The sequence below is a fragment of the Curtobacterium sp. SP.BCo genome, from assembly GCF_051903265.1.
Lineage (GTDB): Bacteria > Actinomycetota > Actinomycetes > Actinomycetales > Microbacteriaceae > Curtobacterium.
The window spans coordinates 483,246-505,221 of record NZ_CP194337.1 but is presented as its reverse complement, the minus strand read 5'-3'; the positions used below and the strand labels follow the sequence as shown (position 1 = coordinate 505,221).

21 protein-coding genes and 1 pseudogene are annotated in these 21,976 nt (G+C 72.9%); 5 read left to right on the top strand and 17 right to left on the bottom strand.

From position 1 onward, the window contains the following. Positions 1 to 59: 59 nt before the first annotated feature. From ACRQ4B_RS02400 to ACRQ4B_RS02385, 4 genes are all read right to left on the bottom strand, one after another. Positions 60 to 2,894, bottom strand: coding sequence for an ABC transporter permease (locus tag ACRQ4B_RS02400; protein ID WP_439693112.1), 2,835 nt, complete (start codon positions 2,892 to 2,894; stop codon positions 60 to 62). Beyond that, positions 2,891 to 3,619 carry an ABC transporter ATP-binding protein gene (locus tag ACRQ4B_RS02395; protein ID WP_439693111.1) on the bottom strand — a complete coding sequence of 243 codons (729 nt, stop codon included), beginning with the start codon at positions 3,617 to 3,619 and terminating at the stop codon, positions 2,891 to 2,893. Before ACRQ4B_RS02395 ends, ACRQ4B_RS02400 begins: the two co-directional genes overlap by 4 nt. Further along, positions 3,616 to 4,200, bottom strand: a complete 585-nt coding sequence (locus ACRQ4B_RS02390) for a PadR family transcriptional regulator (protein WP_439693110.1) — start codon at positions 4,198 to 4,200, stop codon at positions 3,616 to 3,618. The genes ACRQ4B_RS02395 and ACRQ4B_RS02390 overlap by 4 nt, the downstream gene beginning before the upstream one ends. Before the next feature lie 147 nt (positions 4,201 to 4,347). After that, entirely contained in the window at positions 4,348 to 5,229 is an 882-nt protein-coding gene (locus ACRQ4B_RS02385) for an aldo/keto reductase (RefSeq protein ID WP_439693109.1), read from the bottom strand. Positions 5,230 to 5,314: 85 nt separating this feature from the next. Between ACRQ4B_RS02385 and ACRQ4B_RS02380 the strand changes: the two genes are divergently transcribed. Beyond that, a complete protein-coding gene (locus tag ACRQ4B_RS02380; RefSeq protein WP_439693108.1) occupies positions 5,315 to 6,238 on the top strand; it encodes an endonuclease/exonuclease/phosphatase family protein in 924 nt (307 codons plus the stop codon). On the opposite strand, the gene ACRQ4B_RS02375 is transcribed toward ACRQ4B_RS02380, so the two are convergent. The 3 genes from ACRQ4B_RS02375 to ACRQ4B_RS02365 form a co-directional block, all read right to left on the bottom strand. Then, positions 6,235 to 6,873 (bottom strand): YdeI/OmpD-associated family protein, encoded by a 639-nt coding sequence (locus ACRQ4B_RS02375; RefSeq protein ID WP_439693107.1) that lies wholly within the window; start codon positions 6,871 to 6,873, stop codon positions 6,235 to 6,237. The genes ACRQ4B_RS02380 and ACRQ4B_RS02375 overlap by 4 nt on opposite strands. A 145-nt stretch (positions 6,874 to 7,018) precedes the next feature. Next, positions 7,019 to 8,581, bottom strand: coding sequence for an FAD-binding oxidoreductase (locus ACRQ4B_RS02370; RefSeq protein WP_439693106.1), 1,563 nt, complete (start codon positions 8,579 to 8,581; stop codon positions 7,019 to 7,021). A gap of 9 nt (positions 8,582 to 8,590) precedes the next feature. Then, positions 8,591 to 9,133, bottom strand: a complete 543-nt coding sequence (locus ACRQ4B_RS02365; protein WP_439693105.1) for an acyl-CoA thioesterase — start codon at positions 9,131 to 9,133, stop codon at positions 8,591 to 8,593. A gap of 131 nt (positions 9,134 to 9,264) precedes the next feature. Here ACRQ4B_RS02365 and ACRQ4B_RS02360 point away from each other — a divergent pair, with 131 nt between their 5' ends. After that, positions 9,265 to 10,251, top strand: a complete 987-nt coding sequence (locus ACRQ4B_RS02360; RefSeq protein WP_439693104.1) for an aldo/keto reductase — start codon at positions 9,265 to 9,267, stop codon at positions 10,249 to 10,251. Positions 10,252 to 10,430: 179 nt separating this feature from the next. After that, positions 10,431 to 11,885, top strand: coding sequence for a nucleobase:cation symporter-2 family protein (locus tag ACRQ4B_RS02355; protein WP_439693103.1), 1,455 nt, complete (start codon positions 10,431 to 10,433; stop codon positions 11,883 to 11,885). A 275-nt stretch (positions 11,886 to 12,160) separates the two neighbouring features. Here the strand turns inward: ACRQ4B_RS02355 and pucL are convergent, their stop codons facing one another. The 5 genes and pseudogenes from pucL to ACRQ4B_RS02330 form a co-directional block, all read right to left on the bottom strand. Then, positions 12,161 to 13,078, bottom strand: coding sequence for a factor-independent urate hydroxylase (pucL, locus tag ACRQ4B_RS02350; RefSeq protein ID WP_439693102.1), 918 nt, complete (start codon positions 13,076 to 13,078; stop codon positions 12,161 to 12,163). 4 nt (positions 13,079 to 13,082) lie between these two features. Beyond that, a complete protein-coding gene (gene uraH / locus ACRQ4B_RS02345; RefSeq protein WP_439694343.1) occupies positions 13,083 to 13,421 on the bottom strand; it encodes a hydroxyisourate hydrolase in 339 nt (112 codons plus the stop codon). Then, positions 13,422 to 13,880: pseudogene (uraD, locus tag ACRQ4B_RS02340) on the bottom strand (2-oxo-4-hydroxy-4-carboxy-5-ureidoimidazoline decarboxylase); the annotation flags it as partial. Positions 13,881 to 14,034: 154 nt separating this feature from the next. Further along, complete coding sequence (locus ACRQ4B_RS02335; protein ID WP_439693101.1) at positions 14,035 to 14,517, bottom strand: FBP domain-containing protein; 483 nt, start codon at positions 14,515 to 14,517, stop codon at positions 14,035 to 14,037. 180 nt (positions 14,518 to 14,697) lie between these two features. Further along, positions 14,698 to 15,486, bottom strand: a complete 789-nt coding sequence (locus ACRQ4B_RS02330; RefSeq protein ID WP_439693100.1) for a class I SAM-dependent methyltransferase — start codon at positions 15,484 to 15,486, stop codon at positions 14,698 to 14,700. Positions 15,487 to 15,524: 38 nt separating this feature from the next. Between ACRQ4B_RS02330 and ACRQ4B_RS02325 the strand changes: the two genes are divergently transcribed. Next, positions 15,525 to 15,740 carry a hypothetical protein gene (locus tag ACRQ4B_RS02325; RefSeq protein ID WP_439693099.1) on the top strand — a complete coding sequence of 72 codons (216 nt, stop codon included), beginning with the start codon at positions 15,525 to 15,527 and terminating at the stop codon, positions 15,738 to 15,740. A 14-nt stretch (positions 15,741 to 15,754) separates the two neighbouring features. Here ACRQ4B_RS02325 and ACRQ4B_RS02320 read toward each other — a convergent pair whose 3' ends face one another. The 3 genes from ACRQ4B_RS02320 to ACRQ4B_RS02310 all read right to left on the bottom strand — a co-directional run bounded on the left by ACRQ4B_RS02320 (position 15,755) and on the right by ACRQ4B_RS02310 (position 19,210). After that, complete coding sequence (locus ACRQ4B_RS02320) at positions 15,755 to 16,660, bottom strand: helix-turn-helix transcriptional regulator (protein ID WP_439693098.1); 906 nt, start codon at positions 16,658 to 16,660, stop codon at positions 15,755 to 15,757. A 220-nt stretch (positions 16,661 to 16,880) separates the two neighbouring features. Further along, the gene (locus ACRQ4B_RS02315; protein WP_439693097.1) at positions 16,881 to 18,140 is read right to left on the bottom strand and encodes a hemolysin family protein; all 1,260 of its coding nucleotides are present in this window, start codon (positions 18,138 to 18,140) and stop codon (positions 16,881 to 16,883) included. A gap of 83 nt (positions 18,141 to 18,223) precedes the next feature. Beyond that, complete coding sequence (locus ACRQ4B_RS02310) at positions 18,224 to 19,210, bottom strand: M23 family metallopeptidase (protein WP_439693096.1); 987 nt, start codon at positions 19,208 to 19,210, stop codon at positions 18,224 to 18,226. 162 nt (positions 19,211 to 19,372) lie between these two features. Between ACRQ4B_RS02310 and ACRQ4B_RS02305 the strand changes: the two genes are divergently transcribed. Beyond that, positions 19,373 to 19,867: a hypothetical protein gene (locus ACRQ4B_RS02305; RefSeq protein WP_439693095.1), complete on the top strand. Its 495-nt coding sequence runs from the start codon at positions 19,373 to 19,375 to the stop codon at positions 19,865 to 19,867. 17 nt (positions 19,868 to 19,884) lie between these two features. On the opposite strand, the gene ACRQ4B_RS02300 is transcribed toward ACRQ4B_RS02305, so the two are convergent. Both ACRQ4B_RS02300 and ACRQ4B_RS02295 read right to left on the bottom strand, forming a co-directional pair. After that, complete coding sequence (locus ACRQ4B_RS02300; RefSeq protein ID WP_439693094.1) at positions 19,885 to 21,576, bottom strand: cation:proton antiporter; 1,692 nt, start codon at positions 21,574 to 21,576, stop codon at positions 19,885 to 19,887. Continuing rightward, on the bottom strand, positions 21,573 to 21,899 hold the full coding sequence (locus ACRQ4B_RS02295; RefSeq protein ID WP_439693093.1) for a hypothetical protein: 327 nt from the start codon (positions 21,897 to 21,899) through the stop codon (positions 21,573 to 21,575). The genes ACRQ4B_RS02300 and ACRQ4B_RS02295 overlap by 4 nt, the downstream gene beginning before the upstream one ends. Positions 21,900 to 21,976: the final 77 nt, after the last annotated feature.

The following is a 21,976-nucleotide window of genomic DNA, read 5'->3' as shown; positions in this document are numbered from 1 at the left end:
ACCGGACGGGAGGCGCGTGTCGGCGCCGTCACGCCCCTGCTGTCCGTCCACGGCCGGCTTCAGAGCGCGCGGCGGACCGCGACGCGACGGCTCCGCCCCGCCGTCAGCCAGGTGCCCGCCGTCACGAGCAGCGGCAGGCCGAGCGCGAGCAGCACGAGGAACGGCCAGTCCGCGACGAACGGCATGTGCGAGGCACCCGCCGGACCCGCCGTGAACCGCAGCGTCAGCGCCCGGATCGGCAGCAATCCGAGCAACGTGCCGATCACCGCGCCGACCGTCGTCAGGATCGCGGCCTGCCAGGCCGACACCCGTCGTCGGAGGACCGGGGCCGCGCCGACCGAGTCGAGCACCTCGTCGTCCCGGCGCCCGTCCGAGCGGGCCAGGCCGATCGCGACGGCGGTGGCACCGATCGTCACGGCGGCCGCGAGCGCGAGGACGAGCACCTTGACCACGCCCTGCGCGTCCACCGGCCCGGTCTCGTACATGAACGTCGGACCACCCCAGCGGTCCCGGTCGGCACCGGCCTGGCTCTGCCACGCCGAGGTGAGTTCGTCCCACTGCGTCGGCGTGAGCTCCGTCGGCTGGGTCGTGACGAGCATGCCGTCGACCGCGGGCACCCGGTACCGCGCAGCCGTCTCGGGGGTCATGAACACGCCGACCTGGATCCGCGGCGTCTGCACGTCGAGCACCGCGGGGATGTCCGTCGTGGCGTCCGGGCGCGCACCCGACGTCGTCGTCATGCTGTCCCAGGTCTGGTCGTGGAAGGTGTCGAGCCGCACGGTGCCGTCGTGGGCGTACTCCGGCCAGAGCGACACGGCCTTGCCGGAGGCCAGCGCGTCGCGGACGTGCGCGGACGGACGGTGCCCGGTGAGCAGGGCGTAGTCGTCGACGGTCCCGGTCCAGATGTGCGGCGTCGTGCTGTCCTGGGACTGCAGGTACTGCGAGCACGACGTCGTGTCGTTCGTCCGGCAGTCCTTGCGCGCCCAGTCGTGCGGCAGCGTCACCGTGGAGGCGTCCTTGCCCGCCTGCTCCGGGACGGCGCCCAGCACCCGCACGCGGTCGTGGTCGAGCACGCCGGAGACGATCTTCGCCGCCTTGGCGGTGAGCGCCGCGTCGTACCCGACCGAGTTCCCCTCGTCGTCGGTCAGCGACACGGAGGCCGTCGCGACCCCGACGGCCGTCCGGTACTCGTAGTCCCGCACGAACTGCGCGTGCGCGGAGGCGCTCCACGTGATCGCCACGGAGGCGACGAACACGACGCTCATCACGCTCGCGAGCACCGGCACCGTGCGGACCGGGTTCCGGCGGGCGTCCCGCGCGGCGAGCCGTGCCGAGAGCCCGAGCCGTGCCGACAGCCGGGCGACGAGTGCGAGGAGCCAGGGCGAGCTCATCGCGACGCCGAGCTGCATGAGGCACGGGCCGATCGCGACGCCCGCGCCGACGACCCAGGCGAGGTCGTCGTGCTGGACCGGCCGGTCGTTCAGCAGCAGCACGCCGACCCCGCACGCCAGGGTCATCAGCGCCCCGACGACGACGAGCAGCGGCGCCCAGACCCGACGGCGGCGTTCGGCGCGGGGGTTCGGCTGCACCGGGCGGAGGGAGCCGCGCAGCGCGGCGAGCACGTTGATCCGCGTGGCGGCACGCGCGGCGACGAGCGCGGACACGAGCCCGGCGAGCACCCCGGCGACCGCGATCGCCACGAGGAGCAGGGCGGGGACGTGCAGCCCCGGCCAGGTCCCGACGTTGCCGTTGTCGATCACCCGGAACGCGACGACGCCGATGCCCGTCCCCAGCGCCACCCCGAGGACGGCGCCCGTGACCCCGAGGACGAGTCCGGAACCGGCGACGATCGTCCGGACGAACCGCCGGTCCCCGCCGACGCTCGTGACGATCGCGTACGAGCGGGTGTCGGCCCGGGTGCCGACCAGGAACGCGGCCCCCGCCAACAACGCCACCTCGAACATCGCGAACACCCCGAGCAGGGCCATCGCGCCGAGGTACCAGCCGAGCGACGAACTCCGCTGTGCACCCGGGAAGCGCTCGTCGGGCGGGTCGAGCACGACCGGGCGCGACTGCACGACGATCCCGTGGGCGTTGAGCTGCCGGATCTCCGACCACGTCGGCGCGTCCGACGCCAGGTACACGGTCACGTCCGAGGCGCCGGTCCGGTCCTCGCCGGTGGTCGGCGACAGCGTGGTCCCCCACGGCAGGAACACGCCCTGCGCGTCCGGGTCCGAGGCCTCGTCCCGCATCGTGCCGGAGATCGTGAACCGCTTCGTCACCGGGTCGGTGATGTCCACCGTGTCGCCGATCGACGCACCGAGCCGCGCCAGTGTGGTCGGGGTGACCATGAGCTCGTGGCGCCCGGTCGGGGCCGACCCCTCGAGCACCTGCCAGTGCCCCGCCAGGACCGTCGACCACACCGCACCCTCGACCGCCTGGACACCGATCGGTCCGTTCGGCCCGGAGAGCACGACCGAGGCGGACCCCACCGGGATCGACACCGCGCCGGACGGCACGTGGTCGAGGACGTTCGCCATCCGGAGCTCGCCGTCGGCCTTCGACACGGGGCTGCCCGTGGCGGACTCGGTGTACTGCCACTCCACGGGGTCCTGGCGCATCCCCGGCAGGTCCGGTCCGGACACCCGCATCTGGGCGGCCGCGTGCCCGAGGTCGTAGCGGAGTTGCTCGGCCGTGGTCGGCTGCGTCGACTGGACCACGACGGACATCGCGGCGAACCCCGCCGTCGGGATGCCGATCAGCGCGACGATGAGCGCGGCGCGGCCGGCCTTCGCGAACGCCAGCCGACGGCCGAGCCGGATCGCCGGACGCAGGGCGAACGGCGTGCGGACACGGGACCGGTCGACGTCGGCACGGCGCCGACGTCCGCTCACGAGGCGGTCCGGTCCGTCAGCGCCATCTCGACACCCGAGTACACGGTCTCGTCCACCACGCGGCCGTCCCGGAGGAACACGATCCGGTCCGCCCACGCCGCGTGCCGGGCGTCGTGCGTCACGAGGAGCGCGCCCGCGCCGGCGTCGACGTGCCGACGGAGCATCCGCAGCACCACCTCGCCGGTCTGCGAGTCCAGCGCGCCCGTCGGCTCGTCGGCGAGGACCAGGCGGCGCTCGCCGACGACCCCGCGGGCGATCGCGACGCGCTGCTGCTGGCCGCCGGACAGGTCGTCCGGGAAGGCGTCGGAGCGGTGGCCCAGTTCGACGTTGTCGAGTGCGAGTTCCGCGGCGCGGCGGGCCTGGCTCGCCTTCCACCCGTCGAGTTCGAGTGGCAGGGCCACGTTCTCGACCGCGGTGAGCGAGGGGATGAGGTTGAAGTCCTGGAAGACGAACCCGACCAGGCGTCGGCGGAGGGCCGCGAGGTCCTTCGCCGGACGGTCGGACACGAAGTCGCCGTCGATGACGACCTCGCCGCTCGTCGGGGGCAGCAGGGTGCCGGCGCACGCGAGCAGGGTGGACTTGCCCGAGCCGGACGTGCCCATCACCGCGACCATCTCGCCGCGACGGATCTGCAGGTCGATGCCGGCGAGGGCGGTCACGGCCTTCGCACCGGAGCCGTACTGCACGCTGACGGCGTCGAGCTCGAGGAGCGGCGCGGCGGTCACCGGGCGCTCCGGGCGGTCGCGTCGGACGTCGTGGTCGCCGAGGTGCTCGGCGGGGCGGGGTGGTCGGCCGGTCGGTACCGGGCGACGCTCGACTCCACGTGGTCGAGCCACCGGACCTCGGCCTCCGCCTGGAACAGCATCGACTCGAGGACGAGCGACCACGCCAGGTCCTCCGCCGGGTCCGTGCTCCGCTTCAGTCGGGTGAGGTCCTGCAGGTTCCGCACGGCGGCGGCGCGCTGCACCTGCACGAGGTGCGTCACGTCGACCCCGGGGACGGTCACAGCGAGGGCGAACTTGATCGCGAGTTCGTCGCGGCCGCGCTTGGCGGGGACCGGCTCGCTGAACCAGCGTGCGACTTCCTCGCGACCCGCGTCGGTCGCCGTGTAGACGACGTGTCCGTCGTCGTCGGCGTCGCCGCGGGCCACGAGGCCGTCGCGTTCCAGGCGGTCGAGCGTCGTGTAGACCTGGCCGATGTTCAGCGGCCAGCTGCCCCCGGTCCGGTGCTCGAACTCCCCCCGGAGCTGGTACCCGTACCCGGGTCCCCCCACCAGCAGCGCGAGTACGCCCATCCGTACGCTCATGACACATCCCCCAGTTCCGTCCGCCTTGGACATACTGAGTATGTAGATACGCGGTATGCGAACGCAAGTCACGATCTGGACACGGCCGGGACGGTCGGGAGGCGCGGTGCCATCCGGCACCGCGCCTCCCGTCCGCTTGTGGTTGCGTCAGCGACCGAGTCCCGACAGCTCCTCGAACTCCTCGTCGGTCAGCTCGATGGTCGCGCCCTGCAGGTTGTCCTCCAGGTGGTCGACGCTCGACGTGCCCGGGATCGGCAGCATCACGGGCGACCGCTTGAGCAGCCAGGCCAGCGCGAGCTGCGCCGGCGTGGCGCCCTTGCGCTGGGCGATCTCCGTGAGGGGCGAGTCGTCGCCGGTGAGCCCGCCGGTCGCGAGCGGGAACCACGGAATGAAGCCGATGCCCTGCTCCTCCGACCAGTCGAGCAGCTCCTCGGCGTCGCGCTTCTGCAGGTTGTAGAGGTTCTGGACGGAGACGATCGTCGCGATCTCCTGCGCGGCCTTGACGTCGTCGACGGAGACCTCGGACAGCCCGATGTGCCGGATCTTGCCCTCGTCCTGGAGCTTCTTCAGCTCGCCGACCTGGTCCTCGAGCGGCACCTTCGGGTCGATCCGGTGCAGCTGGAACAGGTCGATGCGCTCCAGGCCGAGGCGGCGGAGGCTCATCTCGGCCTCCTGGCGCAGGTACTCCGGGCGGCCGACCGGCGGCCACTCGTTCGGGCCGGTGCGGGTCAGGCCGGCCTTCGTCGCGATGACGACGTCGTCGCCGTAGGGGTGCAGGGCCTCACGGAGCAGGTCCTCGGCGACGTAGGGGCCGTACGAGTCGGCGGTGTCGAAGAAGTCCACGCCGAGCTCGACGGCGCGCTTGAGCACGCGGACGGCTTCGTCGTGGTCCTTCGGCGGTCCCCAGACGCCGGGGCCGGTGAGCTGCATGGTGCCGTAGCCGAGCCGGTGGACCTCGAGGTCCCCTCCGATGCGGAAGGTGCCGGAAGCGGCGGCCGGACGGTTCGTGGTGTCGGTGCCAGTGGTCATGGGTCCGGTGTACGCCCGCGGCGTCGAACGGTCCTGGACGGTTGTCCCCCGGGATGCTGTCAGATCCGGTTCCTATGCTCGTCGGGTGCCATTCCGTTCCCCACGACGGAGTCCCGGCCGCTCGTTCGTCATCGGTGTCGCCGGGATCGTGCTGTCCGCCGGGATCGTCGTCCTCGTGTTCCCCGCCGCGCTCGGTGTCCTCGGGACCGCCGGCTCGGTCATCGGCTCACTGCTGCCCTGGCTCGCGCTCCTGCTCGTCCCCGTGGCCGCGGTCGCCCTCGGCACCCGGTCGAAGCGCCTCGCCGTGGGGTCGCTCGCGTTCGCGGTCGCCTGGGCGTTCGCGATCCTGCCCGGCGTGACCACCCCGGACGCGCCCGGCGACCCCGCCCTGACCGTCGTGACCGAGAACGTCGAGGCCGCCAACCAGGACCCGGCCGCCACCGCCCGCTCGATCGCGGCGCGCTCGCCGGACGTCATCGCGCTCGAGGAGCTGACCGAGACGTCGGGGAACGCCGCCGGCGGCGTGCTCGACCAGCGGTACCCGCACCACTACCGCGTCGGGTCGATCGGTGTGTGGAGCCGGACGACCCTCAGCGACGGTGAACCGCTGACACTCGGGCTCGGGTGGGCGCGCGCCCTCCGCGTCACGGTGGACACCGCCCTCGGGGACGTCCGGCTGTACGTCGTGCACATGGACTCGCTCCGGATCGGCGGAGACGACGGTCGGCCCACGATGCTGGCGTCGCTGGCGACCGCGGTCCGTGCGGACGACTCGGCACGGCTCGTCGTCGCGGGGGACTTCAACGGCGGCAGCAAGGACCCGGAGATGCTGCCGCTGGCCCGGATGCTCGACGAGGGTGGCGGGTTCGGGTTCACCTGGCCCGCCCAGGCACCGGTCGTGCGGATCGACCACGTGTTCGTGCGCGGCCTCGACACGGCGTCGACCGAGGTCCTCCCCGCGAACGGCAGCGACCACCGCGGCGTGCAGGTGGGCCTCCGCGCGCCCTAGCCGCGCGCCCGGTTCGACGTCGGATCCGTGGTCCGGAGCTCGTCCGTCGAGCGCGCGCTCGGTCGGGGGTACGGGGTCTCGCCGCGCTCCAGGCCGCCGACGAGCTTCGCCAGGCGGTTCGCACGCGCCGTCGCACTCGGCGCCGTCGTGATCCGGTGCAGCACCGCGTACCGGTTCGTCGCGTCCAGTCCGGCGAACAGCGCGGCGGCCGTCGGGGAAGCATCGAGGGCCGCCTGCAGGTCCTCGGGCACGGTGGCGGTCGCGGCCCCGGCGTACGCACGGTCCCACCGGCCGTCGCCCTTCGCGCGGTCGATCTCCGCCTGACCCCGGTCGCGCATCCGTCCCTCGGCGACGAGCGTCGCGACCAGTCCGATGTTCCGCTGCGACCAGAGCGACGCCCTCCGCCGCGGGGTGAACCGCTGCCGGAAGGTCGCGTCGTCGCGGCCGCGCTTCTGCCCGTCGATCCAGCCGGAGCACAGCGCCTCGTCGAGCGCCTGGTCGTAGGTCAGGGTCGTCGGCTCCGTGGTGCCCTTCTTCGCGAGCACGAGCCACACGCCGTCGGGGTCGTCCTCGTGCGCGTCGAGCCAGGCGCGCCACGCTGCGGCGTCCGCCAGCACCAGGTCCTCGATGTCCACGCCGACATCGTAGGGCGGCCGGCTGGCCCGAGACTCGGCGTGGACGACACTCCTCGCGGCGCGCACCGCGAGAACGGTCGCGCACGCCGAGTCTCGCGTCGCGCGGGCCGAGTCTCGCGTCGCGCGCGCCGAGACCCGGGCGGTGTCAGACCCAGTGCGGCTGGGACAGCACCCCCGAGGGGTCCGCCTGCTCCGCGATGCGGTGCAGGCGCGACTCGTTCACGCCGAAGTACGCCGACGGGTCGGTGATCGCGGCGTCGCAGTAGTTCGCGTACGCCGCGTCGCCCCACGCGGGCCGCATCGCCTTCCGGAACCCCCGCACGTAGGCGTCGAACGGCGCCGGGTCGGTCCCGTTCGCGAACACCGCGGTGTACTGCACGGTCATCAGCGCCGATCGCCAGGGGAACGCGGTGTCGGTCCGTCCGACGTCGGCCACGACCCCGCCGAGTGCGTCGAGCGAGACGCCGCCCTCCTGCAGACCGGTGACGTCGCCGGCCGCTGCGGCGCGCTGCACGAGGGTGTCGATCTGCGCGTCGGTCAGCTTCGTGGCACCGATCGACGAGGTCGCCGCCTCGGACACCCGTTGCCCGGACCCGCCGAGCGCGGCCATCGCGGCTCCGTACGTGAGTTGCCGCGCGGTGTGCGACGCCGGGGTCGCTCCGGTGGCGCGGATGAACCCGTCGACGGAGGCGTCCGCGCCGGTCTTCGAGCCGGTCCAGGTGCCGGTCACGGTGACGGTGGGAGTCGTGTGCCGTGAGCCGCCGAGCAGCTTCACCGTGGACCAGAGCTGGGGGTCCGCCGTCGGTGCCCAGTCCTGCCACGCCCGCACCACGGCAGCGGCGGCCGACCACGGGAAGGTGATGGTGAAGAGCAGGACGTCGGGCGCGGCCTGCGTCCGGTAGGTCAGTGCGGTCACGACCCCGACGGTTCCTCCCCCGCCGCCGCGGCACGCCCAGAACAGGTCCGGGTCGCCGGTCGCCGAGACGTCGCGCACGGTGCCGTCCGGGGTCACGAGCGTCACGCCGGTCAGCTGGTCGCACGTCAGGCCGAACGAGCGGACGAGCACGCCCACGCCACCGCCGAGCGTCAGCCCGCCGATGCCGACGGTGGAGCAGGAGCCGGCGCCGATCGCCCGCCCGGCCCGGGCCAGGGTGGCGTAGACGTCCCCGAGCCGCGCGCCGGGACCGATCGTCACGGTGCCGTCGTCGTGCAGCTCGACCGCGTCGAGGTCCTGGGTGCTGATCACGAGCGACCGCGGGACGTCGGTACCGCTCGCCCCGCCCGCCGACCACCCGGTGTACGAGTGCCCGCCGGCCCGCAGCGCCACGGGGGTGTTCGTGTTCCGCGCGAAGGCGAGCCCGGCCTGCACGTCGGAGGCGCTCGCCGCCCGGAGGATGCCCTGCGGATCGGCGTCGTCGTACCTCGGGTTCTCGAGGAGCCGGGCCGTGTCCCAGCCGTTCGACCCCGAGCGGAGCAGCCGTCCGGAGACCGCGGCGGCGAGGGCGTCCCAGGTGTCCGGGCCGCCCGGCGTGGGCGAGGCGGTCGGGGTGCGGGTCGGCCGGGGACTCGCGCTCGCGCTGGCGCTCGGTGACGGCGACGGTCGGCTGCAGGCGGCGAGGACCCCGGCGACCCCGAGTCCGACACCGCCCGCGAGCAGGACACGACGGGTCGTCACGGGGCTCCGCCGGTCGCGGGAGGGTTCGTTCACCGGACCTGTCTACGCCGCCGTGCTGCTGATGCGTGTCGCGCCCGCCCAGTCGTGCACCCAGTCGGGCACCGTCAGGTCACGGTCGGCGGCCCCCGCGGCCTCGAGCAGCTCCGACGGCGGGACCGTCCCGCCCGCCGTCCGCAGGAACCGCCCCTGCACCACCGCCCGCGCGACCACGGCACCGCGACGCACGAACGTCTGCTCCAGGTACACGGCACGGTCGTCGACCCCGAGCACCCGCGTGACGAGTTCGAACCGCTGCCCGAGCGTCAACGACCGCTTGTACGTGATCGTCTGCGCGGAGACGACCGGGTACCAGCCGTGCTCGGCGATGGCGCCCCAGAAGCCGGACCGCAGCATGAGGTCGAGCCGCCCGAGGTCGAGCATCGACAGGTACTTGCCGTTGTTCACGTGCCGCAGCGGGTCGAGGTCGGTCAGGGTCACGCGGAACGGTGTACGGACCTCGTCCCAGAGCGACGGACGTCCTCCGCCGAGCCTGGGACGGAGTCGGACGCGCAACCGGAGCAGGAACAGTCGGAAGTACAGGTTCACGGACCCGATCCCACCAGGGTCCGACGGCGACCGTGCCGAACCTTGGAGGAACCGCACGAAGCCGCATTCCCGGCTGACGGGTCCGGTCAGTGCCTCCCTCCAACCGAGGCACCCGGAGTAGACCTGCACCCATGCAGACACGCAAGCTCGCAGACCTCGAGGTCGCATCCGTCGGCCTCGGCACCATGGGCATGAGCGCCTTCTACACGGGCGCCGGCACCGACGACGACGAGTCGATCCGCACGATCCACCGCGCGATCGACCTCGGCGTCACCCTGTTCGACACCGCCGAGGCGTACGGCCCCTACACGAACGAGGACCTGCTCCGCCGGGCCCTCGCAGACCGCCGGGACGACGTCGTCATCGCGACGAAGTTCGGCCTCATCACGCACACCGCGGGCGAGGCGACCCCGGCCACCGGCCGCGGCATCAGCTCCGCGCCGGAGTCGGTGCGCGAGGCGCTCGAGGGGTCCCTCCGCCGCCTCGGCACCGACCACATCGACCTGTACTACCAGCACCGCGTCGACCCGGCGGTGCCGATCGAGGACGTCGTCGGCCAGCTCGCCGGCTTCGTGCAGGAGGGCAAGATCCGCCACATCGGGCTCTCGGAAGCGAGCGCCGCGACCATCCGGAAGGCCCACGCCGTGCATCCGATCACGGCGCTCCAGAGCGAGTACTCGCTGTGGACGCGCGACCCCGAGGGCGACGTGCTGGACACCCTCCGCGAGCTCGGCATCGGCCTCGTGCCGTACTCCCCGCTCGGCCGTGGGTTCCTCACCGGCGCCATCACGAAGCCCTCCGACCTGGACTCCGACGACTTCCGCCTGGCGAACCCGCGGTTCCAGGAGGAAGCGTTCGCCGAGAACATGCGCATCGTCGACGCCGTCAAGGAGATCGCGTCCGAGGCCGACGGGACCCCGGCGCAGGTCGCGCTCGCGTGGCTGCTCGCACAGGGCGACGACATCGTCCCGATCCCCGGCACGAAGCGGGTCACACGGCTCGAGGAGAACGTCGGCGCAGCCGACCTGACCCTCACCGCCGACCAGATCACGCGCCTGTCGGCGCTGCCCGTCCCCACCGGCGACCGGTACCCGGACATGTCGAGCATCGGTCGGTAGACGCGACCGGAAGACGGACTGGAGGCGCGGTGCCAGCTGGCACCGCGCCTCCAGTCCGTTCCGGGGTGCGTTTCGGGCGTCGGCCCGGTGACCGACGCGACCCACGTCCGTCATCCCGGGGAAACACGGGCTGCATAGCGTCCGGAGGACAGGGAAACCACCACCGGAGGGGACGTACCATGACGACCACCACGACCCGGAGCGAGGACGGGGTCGACGCCGTCCCGCCGATCGCACGACTGCTCCCGCTCGGCCTGCAGCACGTGCTCGCGATGTACGCGGGCGCGATCGCGGTGCCGCTCATCGTCGGCGGAGCCCTCGGCTTCGACAGCGCCGACCTCGCCTTCCTGATCAGCGCCGACCTGTTCGTCGCGGGCCTCGCCACGATCGTGCAGTCCGTCGGCTTCTGGCGCTTCGGCGTCCGGCTGCCCCTCGTGCAGGGCGTCACGTTCGCCGCCGTCGGCCCGATGATCGCGATCGGCACCGAGCACGGCATCACCGCCGTCTACGGAGCGACCATCGCCTGCGGGGTGTTCATGGTCGTGGTCGCGCCGTGGTTCGCCCAGCTCGTGCGGCTGTTCCCGCCCATCGTCACCGGGACCGTGATCCTCATCATCGGCCTGTCCCTGATGAGCGTCGCTGCCGGCTGGGTCACCGACGGCGGGAAGGACGGCGCGGCGGACCCGCTCGACGTCGCCTTCGCCGCGGGGGTGCTCCTCGCGATCGTGCTCGTCGAGCGGTTCGCGCCCCGCGGCCTCGCCCGGGTGTCGGTGCTGTTCGGCCTGCTGCTCGGCACCGTCGCGGCGCTGTTCGTCCCCGGCATGGTCGACGGGTCGGGCATCGGGAGCGCGTCCTGGTTCGCCTTCGTCACGCCGTTCCACTTCGGACTGCCGACGTTCGACCTGGCGTCGATCGTGTCGATGCTCGTCGTCGGGCTCGTGATCATGACCGAGACCACCGGTGACGTGATCGCGGTCGGCGAGGTCACCGGGCGGCCGGTGTCGAAGCGCACCCTGGCCGACGGGCTCCGCGCGGACGGGCTCGGCACCGTCGTCGGCGGGGTGTTCAACACGTTCCCGTACACGGCCTTCGCGCAGAACGTCGGACTCGTCGCGCTGACCGGGGTGCGATCCCGGTACGTCGCGACGGCGGCCGGAGGGATCCTCGTGGTGCTCGGCCTCGTGCCGAAGGTGGCCGCGGTGGTGGAGTCGATCCCGCACGCGGTCCTCGGCGGCGCCGGCGTCGCACTGTTCGGCATGGTGGCGGCCTCGGGCATCAGGACCCTGTCGAAGGTGCGGTTCGACAACCGGAACGTGCTCGTCGTGGCGCTCCCGCTCGGCATCGCGCTGCTGCCGACCGTCGCGCCGGAGATCTACGGACAGTTCCCGACCTGGTTCACGCTGGTCTTCGACTCGGGCATCTCGGCCGGGGCCGTCGCGGCGATCCTGCTCAACCTGCTGCTCGGGTCGCGCTCCGTGGCCGATCGGTACGGAGCGGACCCGGCGGTCGGGTCGTACGACGGGGTGCGGTCCACGGCGCCGATCGCGCTGCCGCGCGAGACAGAGTCGGAGACGGAGACGGAGGCGGACGCGGAAGCGGAGGCGGGGGCGACCCGGGCATCCGAGCGCTCCTGACCGCGCACGCCGACGACGAGTGCATGTGGTGGACCACGTGCACTCGTCGTCCGGACGCGCAGCCCCGTCGAATCCGGCTCGGACAGCGTGCGAGCGGGCGCGCGAACTCGTCACCCCGGCCCGACGTGCCGCGAGCGGGCGGAACATGCCGCGGAACCCATGGTTCACGCGCCACTTTCGCCCGCTCGCGGAACCGTGCCGGGACCCATGCCGCAGACGGCATGCATCGCGCCAGGTGTGGCGGCCGTGCGCCGGCCGGCCCGCCCGCCGGAGCCTCAGACGAAGGCCGGCAAGTGCTCCCACGCCCGCGGCGCATCCGCGACCCCGTCCCGCACCACGGTCCCCTCGATGAGTCCGTACGGACGGTCGGCCGCGATGAACACCTCGTTCTCGTTCGTCAGGTCGAACGGCGACAGGTCCACGACGAAGTGGTGCTTGTTCGGCATCGCGAACCGCACCTCGGCCAGTTCCGGGCGCGCCGCGATCGCCGCACGGCCCATCTCCCAGAGCGTCTGCTGCAGCGCCAGCGAGTGCACGGTGGCGAACTGCTCGAGCATCACCCGCACCACGTCCCCGTACAGGCCGTCGTAGTCGATGCCGGCCTGCACGGCGGACGGCAGGTACCGCCACCGAGCGGTCACCTCGGTCGCCATGATCCGGTCCGTGGTCTCCGGCAGGGTGGTGAACCGGGAGCGCGGGAACCCGTGGAACTCGGACCCGGTCGACTTCAGCACGACGAGGTCCTTGACACCGCCGGTCACGTGGCGCTCGCCGGCCTCGACGTGCACCGTGGCCAGCCGGGTCCCGGAGCCGGTGCGGCGGAACGAGTGGTCGTGTGGCTGCCCGTCGACCTCGATGCGTTCCCACGGGTGCACCTCGGCCTGCCAGACGCCGCCCTCCACCCAGTCGAACTCGGTGGTGAACTGGTCGGCGAGCAGCGCGAGGAACTCCTCGGGCGCACCGACACCGTGCTCCTTCGCGAGTGCGAACACGGTGTTCTTCTGGGTGTCGGTCGCCACGATCCGGGAGTTGTCCCCGGCCGTGAAGGACCCGGCGAACGCCTCCCCGATCAGCTGCGAGGTCACGGTGAGGTCGGCGATCTCGTGCCGGTCCCCGTGCCGGGTCACCCGCACGAGACGGTTCTCGGCCTTCCCGTACTTGTTCGGTCCCAGGTGGACGGAGACGTCTGACATCGGATCAACTCCCTCGGTAGGTGCTGTAGGCGAACGGACTGAGCAGCAGGGGCACGTGGAGGTGGCCGGTGCCGCGCACGGTGAAGGCGACGACGACGAAGGGGTGGAAGGTCGGCACACCCGCGGCGCGGTGGTGGGCGCCGGTGTCGAAGCGCAGCAGGAGGTCGCCACGCGGCAGGACGTCCGGGCCGATCCCCGCGCGGCCGTCGGCGTCGGTCGTCCCGGTCGCCAGGACGTCGCCGTCCACGGTGCTCAGCACGAGGGCGATCCCGGCGGCCGGTGTCCCGGAGGTCGCATCGAGCACGTGCGTGGTCAGGTGCGGGACGCCGAACGTCGCACGGATGCGGTGCACGGCGATGTCCGCGAGGGCTCCGGCAGCCTCACCGACCTCGTCGGCCGGCTCGTTCCCGAGTCGTCGGTCGAGTTCGGCGAGGAGCTCCTCCGGTGTCCGCCCGGCGGCCCGCACGAGGAACACCCGGCCGAAGCGTCGCTCGTACGACGCGTTCCCCGCGGCGATCGCCCCGGCGACGTCGTCGTCCGCGCTCCGCATCGACGACTGCTCGCGCGTCGAGGCGGCATCGGGGGTGCGCTCGCCGATCCGAGGGTGCTGCGCGAGGGCCGCGTCGAGCTCCGGTGCGCCCCAGGCCGACGCGGCGGAGGTGGCCCGGTCGATCAGTGCGGCGACCGAGGGGTACGGCCGGTCCGCGACGATCGTGTCCGCCCACCCGGGGACGGCGGCCCACCCCGTCGCGATCGCGGTGGCGTCGGAGGCGGTCGCGTCGTTGAAATCGCCGAGGTCCATGCCGCAACGCTAGGGAACGCCCGTTTCACGGGCGTTACGCGACGGTTTCCCCTGGGCCGCGGGCGACGGGCCTGGAACGGTCGCATCCACCGGACGGGAGGCGCGGTGCGGGCCCGGCCCGCGCCTCCCGTCCGGTGGGTCGATCGCGTCGGGACTAGACCTCCGCGGCGAAGGACGCCGCGCGGAGCTGCAGGTCCTCGATCCGCTGCAGGCGCGCGGCCTCGACGTCGTAGCCCTCGTAGGCGGGCGGCGGCAGCTTCCGCACGTTCCGGGAGCACTGGAAGTCCTGGCAGACGAGCGTGCCGACGGTGTTGCCGTTCCGACCCGCCTTGCCGGACCGCTTCGCGCTGTAGAACACGACGTCGTTCGGGAGCTTGACGTCCTGGCACCACGAGCACTGGGCCCGGGAGCGCGACGAGGCCTCGGCCTGCCGGAACAGGATCCCGACGAGCTCGCCGTCGAGCGTGGGGACGACGGCGTACGCCCGCCGTCCGATCTTCGGGTCGCGCCACCCGAGGTAGTCGAGGGCGTCCCAGTCGATCGTCTCGAAGTCGGTGGGCAGGGTGAGGTCGGACGTCTCCTTGCGGGACGCGTTGACGAAGGAGGCGCGGAGGGTCTTCTCGCTGATGGGCAGCACGGTGGTTCGCTTTCGGGAGGGCCCGGGGCACGCGGACACGCGCCGCACCGGGCGGAGGGTTCAGGGTTCGATGACGGCGGCCGCACCGAACGGTGCGACCGGGGGCATCACGCCCTGATGTCGGCGATACGGGCGCCGACCACCTCCTGGAAGCTCACCCGACCAGCCTACGTCGACGTGTCAAGCCGTGCGTCGGGGCATCGCGGTGACCAGGACGAGCGAGCCGTCGTAGGTGGGCTGCACGCGGAGCGCGCCGTGGGCACGGTCCCAGTCGCCGGACTCCAGCGCACTCCGGAGGGCGGCGACGGAGCGTCGGGCGGTCAGCTCGTCGACGAAGCTCCACGCGGAGTTCGCCTGCCGGGCACCGGGGTCGAGCAGCCGCTCGGGCCGGGCGTAGTACGCCTCGGAGAACCCGTCGACGCACGTGAAGGGGATCGGCAGCGGGGTGCTCGTCACGGTGTCGTCGCCGAGCGCCGCGGCGATCCGGGCGATGGACGGGTAGCGCCGGGCCTCGGTCGCCATCACCTCGGGGGCGTACTCGGCGAGCCAGTAGTCCTCGACACGGTCGGGGTCACAGGTCAGGACCACGATCGGGCCCCGGGTGACCCGTCGCACCTCGCCGAGCCCGCGTTCGAGGTCGCCCCACTGGTGCACCGAGAACGTCGTCATCGCGGCGTCGAACGTGTCGTCGGCGAACGGCAGCTCCTCGGCGGTGGCGTCGATCGCGGAGACGAGCGACTCCGGCCGCTGGGCGCGCATCGAGGCCGAGGGCTCGACCGCGGTCACGTCGCGGTCGGTCGGTTCGTACGAGCCGGCACCGGCGCCGACGTTCAGGACGGTGCGGGCGTCGCCGAGGGCCTTCGCGATCGCCCGGGCGAAGGACGGCTCCGGTTTGCGGTACTTCCGGTAGTCCTGGCCGATGCGGGCGTAGTCGGTGTCCCCAGCTGAACCGTCCGTCGTCCTCGTCACGGCATCAGCCTACGGATCGTGCCTGTTACGGTCGGGGCATGGTCTCCGGGGGATTCGCCGTCGTCAGCGTCCTGTACATCGCCTTCGTCGTCGCGCTCGCCGTGCTGGCGGTCGCGCTCATCGTGCTCGTGTTCGTCGCGATCCGCGTGCTGCGGCTGTCCGCGACGGAGCGGGAACTGCGGATCGAGCGGCTGCATTACCAGGCAGCCGTCGACGGCATCGGTGACGACGATCAGACGCCGCCCGCGCCCTGATCCCGGACTGCGGGTCAGTCGACCGACTCGGACTCCGACTCGCGCAGCGCCGCGTACTGCTCGGCTCGCTCGGTGGCGGCCCAGGAACCGAGCAGCGCCAACGACCGCTCGGACTCGCTGCCCGGCTCCGCCGAGTACGAGAACATCACGAGCCCCGGGTCCGCGACGAGCTCGAGGGCCTCGTAGTCCAGGCGCAGCTCGCCGACGATCGGGTGCAGCAGGCGCTTCTTGCCGGTGCGGTGCATCCGGACGTCGTGCGCGGCCCACCAGGTGCGGAACTCCTCACTGCGGGTGGACAACTCACCGACGAGCGTCACGAGCCCCGGCTCGCACGGGTTCGACACCGCTGCGGCCCGGAGGATCGCCACGGCGTCCCGTGCGGTCTGCGCCCAGTCCGCGAAGAACTCCTTCGCCGCCGGGTCGAGGAACGTGAAGCGGGCGGTGTTCACCGGACGCCCGGGCCCGGCGAACATCGGCGCGTACAGGGCACGGCCGAGCTCGTTCGTGGCGACGACGTCACCGCGTTCGTTCCGCACCCACGCCGGCGCGCCGGTGATCGAGTCGAGCAGCCGCTGCACGCCGGGGCGGACGCGCGTCGGGACGTTGCGGTGCATGACCTTCACGCCGGAGTTCGCGAGCCGGGCGAGGTCCCACAGGTGCACGCGCTCGTCCTCGTCGAGCTGCAGCGCACCGGCCAGCCCTTCGAGCACGCTGTCGGACACGCCCTTGAGCGAACCCCGCTCGAGTCGCGTGTAGTAGTCGACGCTCACCCCGGCGAGCATCGCGACCTCGTGGCGGCGCAGCCCAGGCACGCGCCGGACCCCACCGCCGAACGAGGGCATGCCGACCTGCTCGGGGGTGAGCCGCGCCCGCCTCGAGGACAGGAAGTCGCGGATCTCGTTGCGCACGTCGATACCCATGCGACGAGCGTACGTCCCGCACCTGGCACCCCGGCAGGCCCTGCCGGTACCCGGTACCCGGTACGAGCGGACGAGCGGACGAGCGGACGAGCTGACGAGCGGCCGAGCTGACGAGCGGCCGGGAGGCGCGGGGCGGGGCCGCCACGTCCTCCCTCGCAGGCTCGGTCGGCGCGCCCCGCGCAACGCTGCGCGTTGCTGCCCAGCGGGACGCGCCCGTCCGCTACGCCGTCGCGTCGGCGGTGATGCGGACGCGCGCCACCCGGTGACCGTCCATGGCGGTCACCTCGAGGCGGTGGCCGTCGACCTCGACGACGTCGCCCACCTCGGGCACGCGGTCCAGTGCGACCTGGACCAGGCCGCCGACCGTCTCGTAGTCGCCGTCCGGCAGGACGGGGCCGCCGTCGGCGACGAGGTCCTCGAGGACGGTCGACCCGTCGATGCCGTCGAGTTCCGCCGTGGGCTCGTCGTACTCGTCGCGGATGCGTCCGACGAGGTCCTCGAGCAGGGCCTCGAGCGTCACCATCCCCGCGCTGCCGCCGTACTCGTCGACGACCAGGGCGATCTGGTGTCCCTCGGTGCGCATGTCCGCGATCGCACTCGACAGCGACTTCGTCTCCGGCAGCGCCAGCACCGGACGGACCAACGTCGCCACCGGGGCGGTGGGGTCGGCCGGTCGGAGGAGGTCGCGGAGGTGCACGAACCCGTCGACGTGGTCCCGCGACCCGTCGGTGACGAGGTACCGGGTGTGCCCGACCGCGATCGCGTGGTCGGTGGCCGCGGCGACCGAGGTGCGGGCGTCGATCGTCGACACGTCGTACCAGGGGCGCATCGACTCGCGGAGGATGCGGTCGCCGGCGTCCAGGGCGCTCCGGGCGATTCGGCGGCCCTGCGCGTCGATGGCGTCGTGCTCCTCGACGAGCCCACGGAGCTCCTCGGTGCTCATCGACTCGCTGCGCGCGTTCGGGTCGCCGCCGAGCAGCCGCACGACGGCGTCGGTGGACTTCGAGAGCAGCCAGATCACCGGCCGCATGAGCGTTGCGAAACGGTCCAGCGTCGGCGCGACGGCCATCGAGAAGCCCTCGGCGCGCTGCAGGGCGAGACGCTTCGGCACGAGCTCGCCGAACACGAGCGACAGGTAGGCGATGACGAGGGTCATCAGCACGAGGGCGACCGCCTCCGCTGCGCCCCGGTCGAGCCCGAGCCCGGTGAAGAGCGGCGCCACGTCCGGCGCGATCGACGACGCACCGTACGCGGCGGAGAAGAACCCCGCGACGGTCACGCCGATCTGCACGGCGGACAGGAACCGGTTCGGGTCCCGCCCGAGTTCGGCGACGCGCACCCCACGGGAACCGCGGCGCTCGAGCTGCTGCAGCTGCGACTCACGCAGGGACACGAGGGCGATCTCGGCGGCGGCGAACACGCCGCCGACGAGCACGAAGAGGACCACGAGCCCGAAGGCGATCCAGGTGTCGGCGCCCATCAGCGGGCGGCCCGGTCAGATCGTCGGCGGGCGGGCGGTCTGTGACAGTCGTCCATGCCTGTGACTCTGCACAGGAAAGCTGATCAAGCGGTGAGGGAACGCCCGATGCGCGCTTCGAGCCAGGCTTCCGGGTCGATCGGTGTGACGCCGTCCATCCAGACCTCGAGGTGCAGGTGCGCCCCGGTCGAGACCCCGGAGGAGCCGACCTTGCCGATGAACTCCCCGGCCTCGACGGTGTCGCCGACCTTGAGCGGCGAGGAGCCCGGGATCATGTGCCCGTAGAGGGTCGAGACCTCGCGGCCGTCGACCACGTGGTCGATGATCACCGCGGTGCCGTACGAGAAGTAGGTTCCGGAGACCCGGACCGTCCCGGAGGCGACCGCACCGATCGGGGCGCCCATGCCCGGGTTGAAGTCGAGGCCCTGGTGCAGCGACGAGCACGCGCCGCACGGTGCCGAGCGGTAGCCGAAGCCCGAGCTCATCCGGACCGGGCCGGGGAACGGCGACCGGACCTCGCCGCCGTAGGACACCGACGTGCCGGGGGCTCCGGCCGTGCCGCCACCGACGGTGAACTCGTCGCGGTCGAGGGCGCTCGCGGAGATCGCCTGGGTGACGGCGTAGTCCTGCGTGCGGACGGTCGGCGCGAGGGTCGACGTCGCCATCGAGGTCCCGGCGCTCGCGTGGGCCGGCATCGCCGAGGCGGCGAACATCGCCAGGGCGGCGAGTGCGCTGGTGAGCGTGATCCGGCTGGCGCGGGCGGACCGGGAGGCGCGGGGTGCGCCGGGCACGCGCGGCACGACGGGCGCGGGGCGGCGGACGACGCGGGTGATGCGCTGGTCGACGTGCTCGGTGCGCACCCGGGCTGCGGTGGCGCGTCGGCCTGCCGGTGCCGGTCGGACGGCCGGGGTCGGGCGGCTGGCCGGTACTGCGGCCGGTCGGACGGCCTTCGCGGGGCGCTCGCGGCGGGCCGGCTTGCGGGCTGCGGCACGCTCGGCGTCGAGGGCGGCGCGACGAGACAGGTGCACCACCGGGGTCGCCGGGTGCTGGTCGGGTTCGCGTGCAGTCGTCATGGCCGCCAACCATTCTGCACGACTCTGTCGCTTTGTACAGGTCCTTTCGTGATCTTCCCGTTACCCGCGGCCTGGGAGGGTCCTGATGCGACCGCTCGCCACGGCCGCGGATCCTCCGCCGTCGGTAGTGTCCGCAGTGAGCGAGCGGAAAGGACCCTCCACATGGCCCGAACGCCGCGAGAACGGCACGAACCCGTCGACCTGGCGTCGGCGCACGTCGTGCTCGCAGGGACGCAGGAACTGCTGCCGGTGCTCCGGGCGGCGGCCGTCCGTGCCGGGGTCGACGCCGCCCGGATGCGCGTCGTCGGGGTGGACGACCTGCCGGACCCCGACGAGACCTGGGACGCCGAGCTCGCCGTCATCGCGATCCGACGCCCCGGGGACGACCCCGCGTTCCACCGGGCGCACGAGGCCGCGGACATGATCGATCCGCTGCTCGCGCCGCACGCCGTCCGGATCGTCGTGACGGTGTCCGGCCTGACGCGGCTCGCACCGAAGGTCGAACGGACGCTGACATCCGAGGTGCTGCACCAGATCGGCGCGGCCTCGGCACCGTCCGGCTTCGAGCGTCCGTTCCGGAACTTCCGGATGCGCGCCGGGCTCGCAGCACTCAAGGCCGCCGGCGTCCGGGTCTTCCGGGTCCGGATCGGCGAGTAGCGCCCGCCCACGGGTCCTCAGCGGGTCGGCGCGCCCCGGAGTTCGAGGGCGATCTGCTCCGCGTCGAGGTTCTGCAGGAGCGACTCGAGCACCTCGGCGTCGAACGAGCCGTCGTCACGGGCGTCGAGGATCGCGGTCCGCTGCGCTTCGAGGACGGCGAGTCGTCGGGCCTTCTCGCGCCCCATCCACGCCCGGAGTTCGGCCGGGTCGGCGGCCTCGAGCTCCTCGCGCGCCCTCGGGTCTGCCTCGGCCGTACCGGGCACCTGCTCCGCGGCGGTCCGCATGAGCTCGAGCAGCCGCTTCCGTTCCTCGGTGTCCTTCGCCGCGTCGCCCGTCGTGGGCACGGCGATCCGGCGGAGCAGCGGCCCGATCGTCCCGCCCTGGAGCACCAGGGAGAGCAGGGCGACCGCGAATGCCACGAACACCAGGAGGGAGCGCTGCGGGGTGCCCTCGGGCAGGGTCTGCGCGGCGGCCACGGTCACGGCACCGCGCATCCCCGCCCAGACCACGGCGGTGCCCTCCCGCCAGCCGAGCGGCGCCTTCGTGTAGTACGCGATGTCCGCCAGGGTGCGGCGGACCCGGGTGGTGAACCGGTCGAGTTCGCGCTCGGACGGGGCGCGGTTGCCCGGCCGGTGCTCCCGGATGACCTCGCTCATCGCGTCGCGGTCGCCGGCGTGCATCTCGGCGAAGCGCTCCTGCATCCGTTCGCCACGCTTCGCGCTCGCGGACAGGGCGAACAGGAGCGGCACGACGTACGCGGCACGGACGAGCACGGTGAGCACGAGGGCGCCGGCGGCGATGAGGAGCGCCGGCCCGATGCCGCGGTGGTCCTCCTGCACCTCCTGCAGGATCTTCGCGAGCTCGAGCCCCATCGTCAGGAACACCGCGCCCTCGAGGACGAGCTCGATCGTCTGCCAGTTCTGCGCGTCCGACAGTCGGTGCCCCGGTGGCAGCTTCCGCGGGCCGACGATCCCGGTGAACAACCCGGCGACGACCGCCGCCACGAGTCCCGACCCGCCGAGTTGCTCGGTGGGCACGGCGGCCACGAACGGGATCGCGAACGACAGTGCCGTGTTGACGGCGGCGCTCGGGACCCGGGCCCGCACCCAGACGTTCGCCCACCCGACGAGCCAGCCGATGACCACGGCGATGGCGACGGCCTTGGCGAAGTCGCCGAGCGCACCCCAGAACGAGAAGGACGCGCCGGCGGTGAAGATCGCCGTGCGCAGGAGCACGAGCGCGGTGGCGTCGTTGAGGAGCGACTCGCCGTCGAGGATCGAGATCGCCCGACGGGAGATCGAGGTCTGCTTGACGATCGAGGTGGCCACGGCGTCGGTCGGGCTGACGATCGCCCCGAGCGCGATGCCCCACCAGAAACCGAGTCCCGGGACCACCCAGGCGAAGAACAACCCGAGGACGAGGCTCGATGCGACGACGAGCAGGACGGACAGGCCGCTGATCGCGCCGAACTCCCGTCGGAAGTTCATCGACGGCATCGACACCGCGGACGAGTACAGCAGCGGCGGCAGGACCCCGGCGAGGATCCACTCCGGCTCGATCTCGGCGTCGGGGATGAACGGCAGCAGGCTCGCGACGATCCCGACGGCGACGAGCACGAGCGGTGCGGCGACGCCGATGCGCGGACCGAGCACGGCCGCACCGGCGATGGCGATGACGCCGACGACGCCGACGATGAGGAGTTCGGTCACGCCCCCAGGATGGCACCGTGCTCGGCCGCGACGACCGCCACGCTGCCCACGGCCAGCACGAGCGCGAGCGACCCCGCGGCTGCGGTGGTCCCGATCCGCCGCAGCCGGGGGCCCGACCCGTGGCCCCGCGGTGCGGACCGGGCGGCGCCGCGTTGCGGTTCCGGCCCGACCAGCCACGGGCCGGAACCGTCCTCGTCGTACGAGAACGGCCCGGAGCCGTCCGGGGCGTACCGGAACGGTCCGCTGCCGTCCACGGCGTACGCGGAGCGCAGGTCCTCGGCGGACCACCCGAAGTCCTCCGGTGTCTGACGTCTGGTCGACATGTGCGCGCTCCCTGGCCGTGTGTACTGCGGAAGTCCATTCCAGGCGCTGTGTCTATGGAACGGCAGTGTGCCTCCAG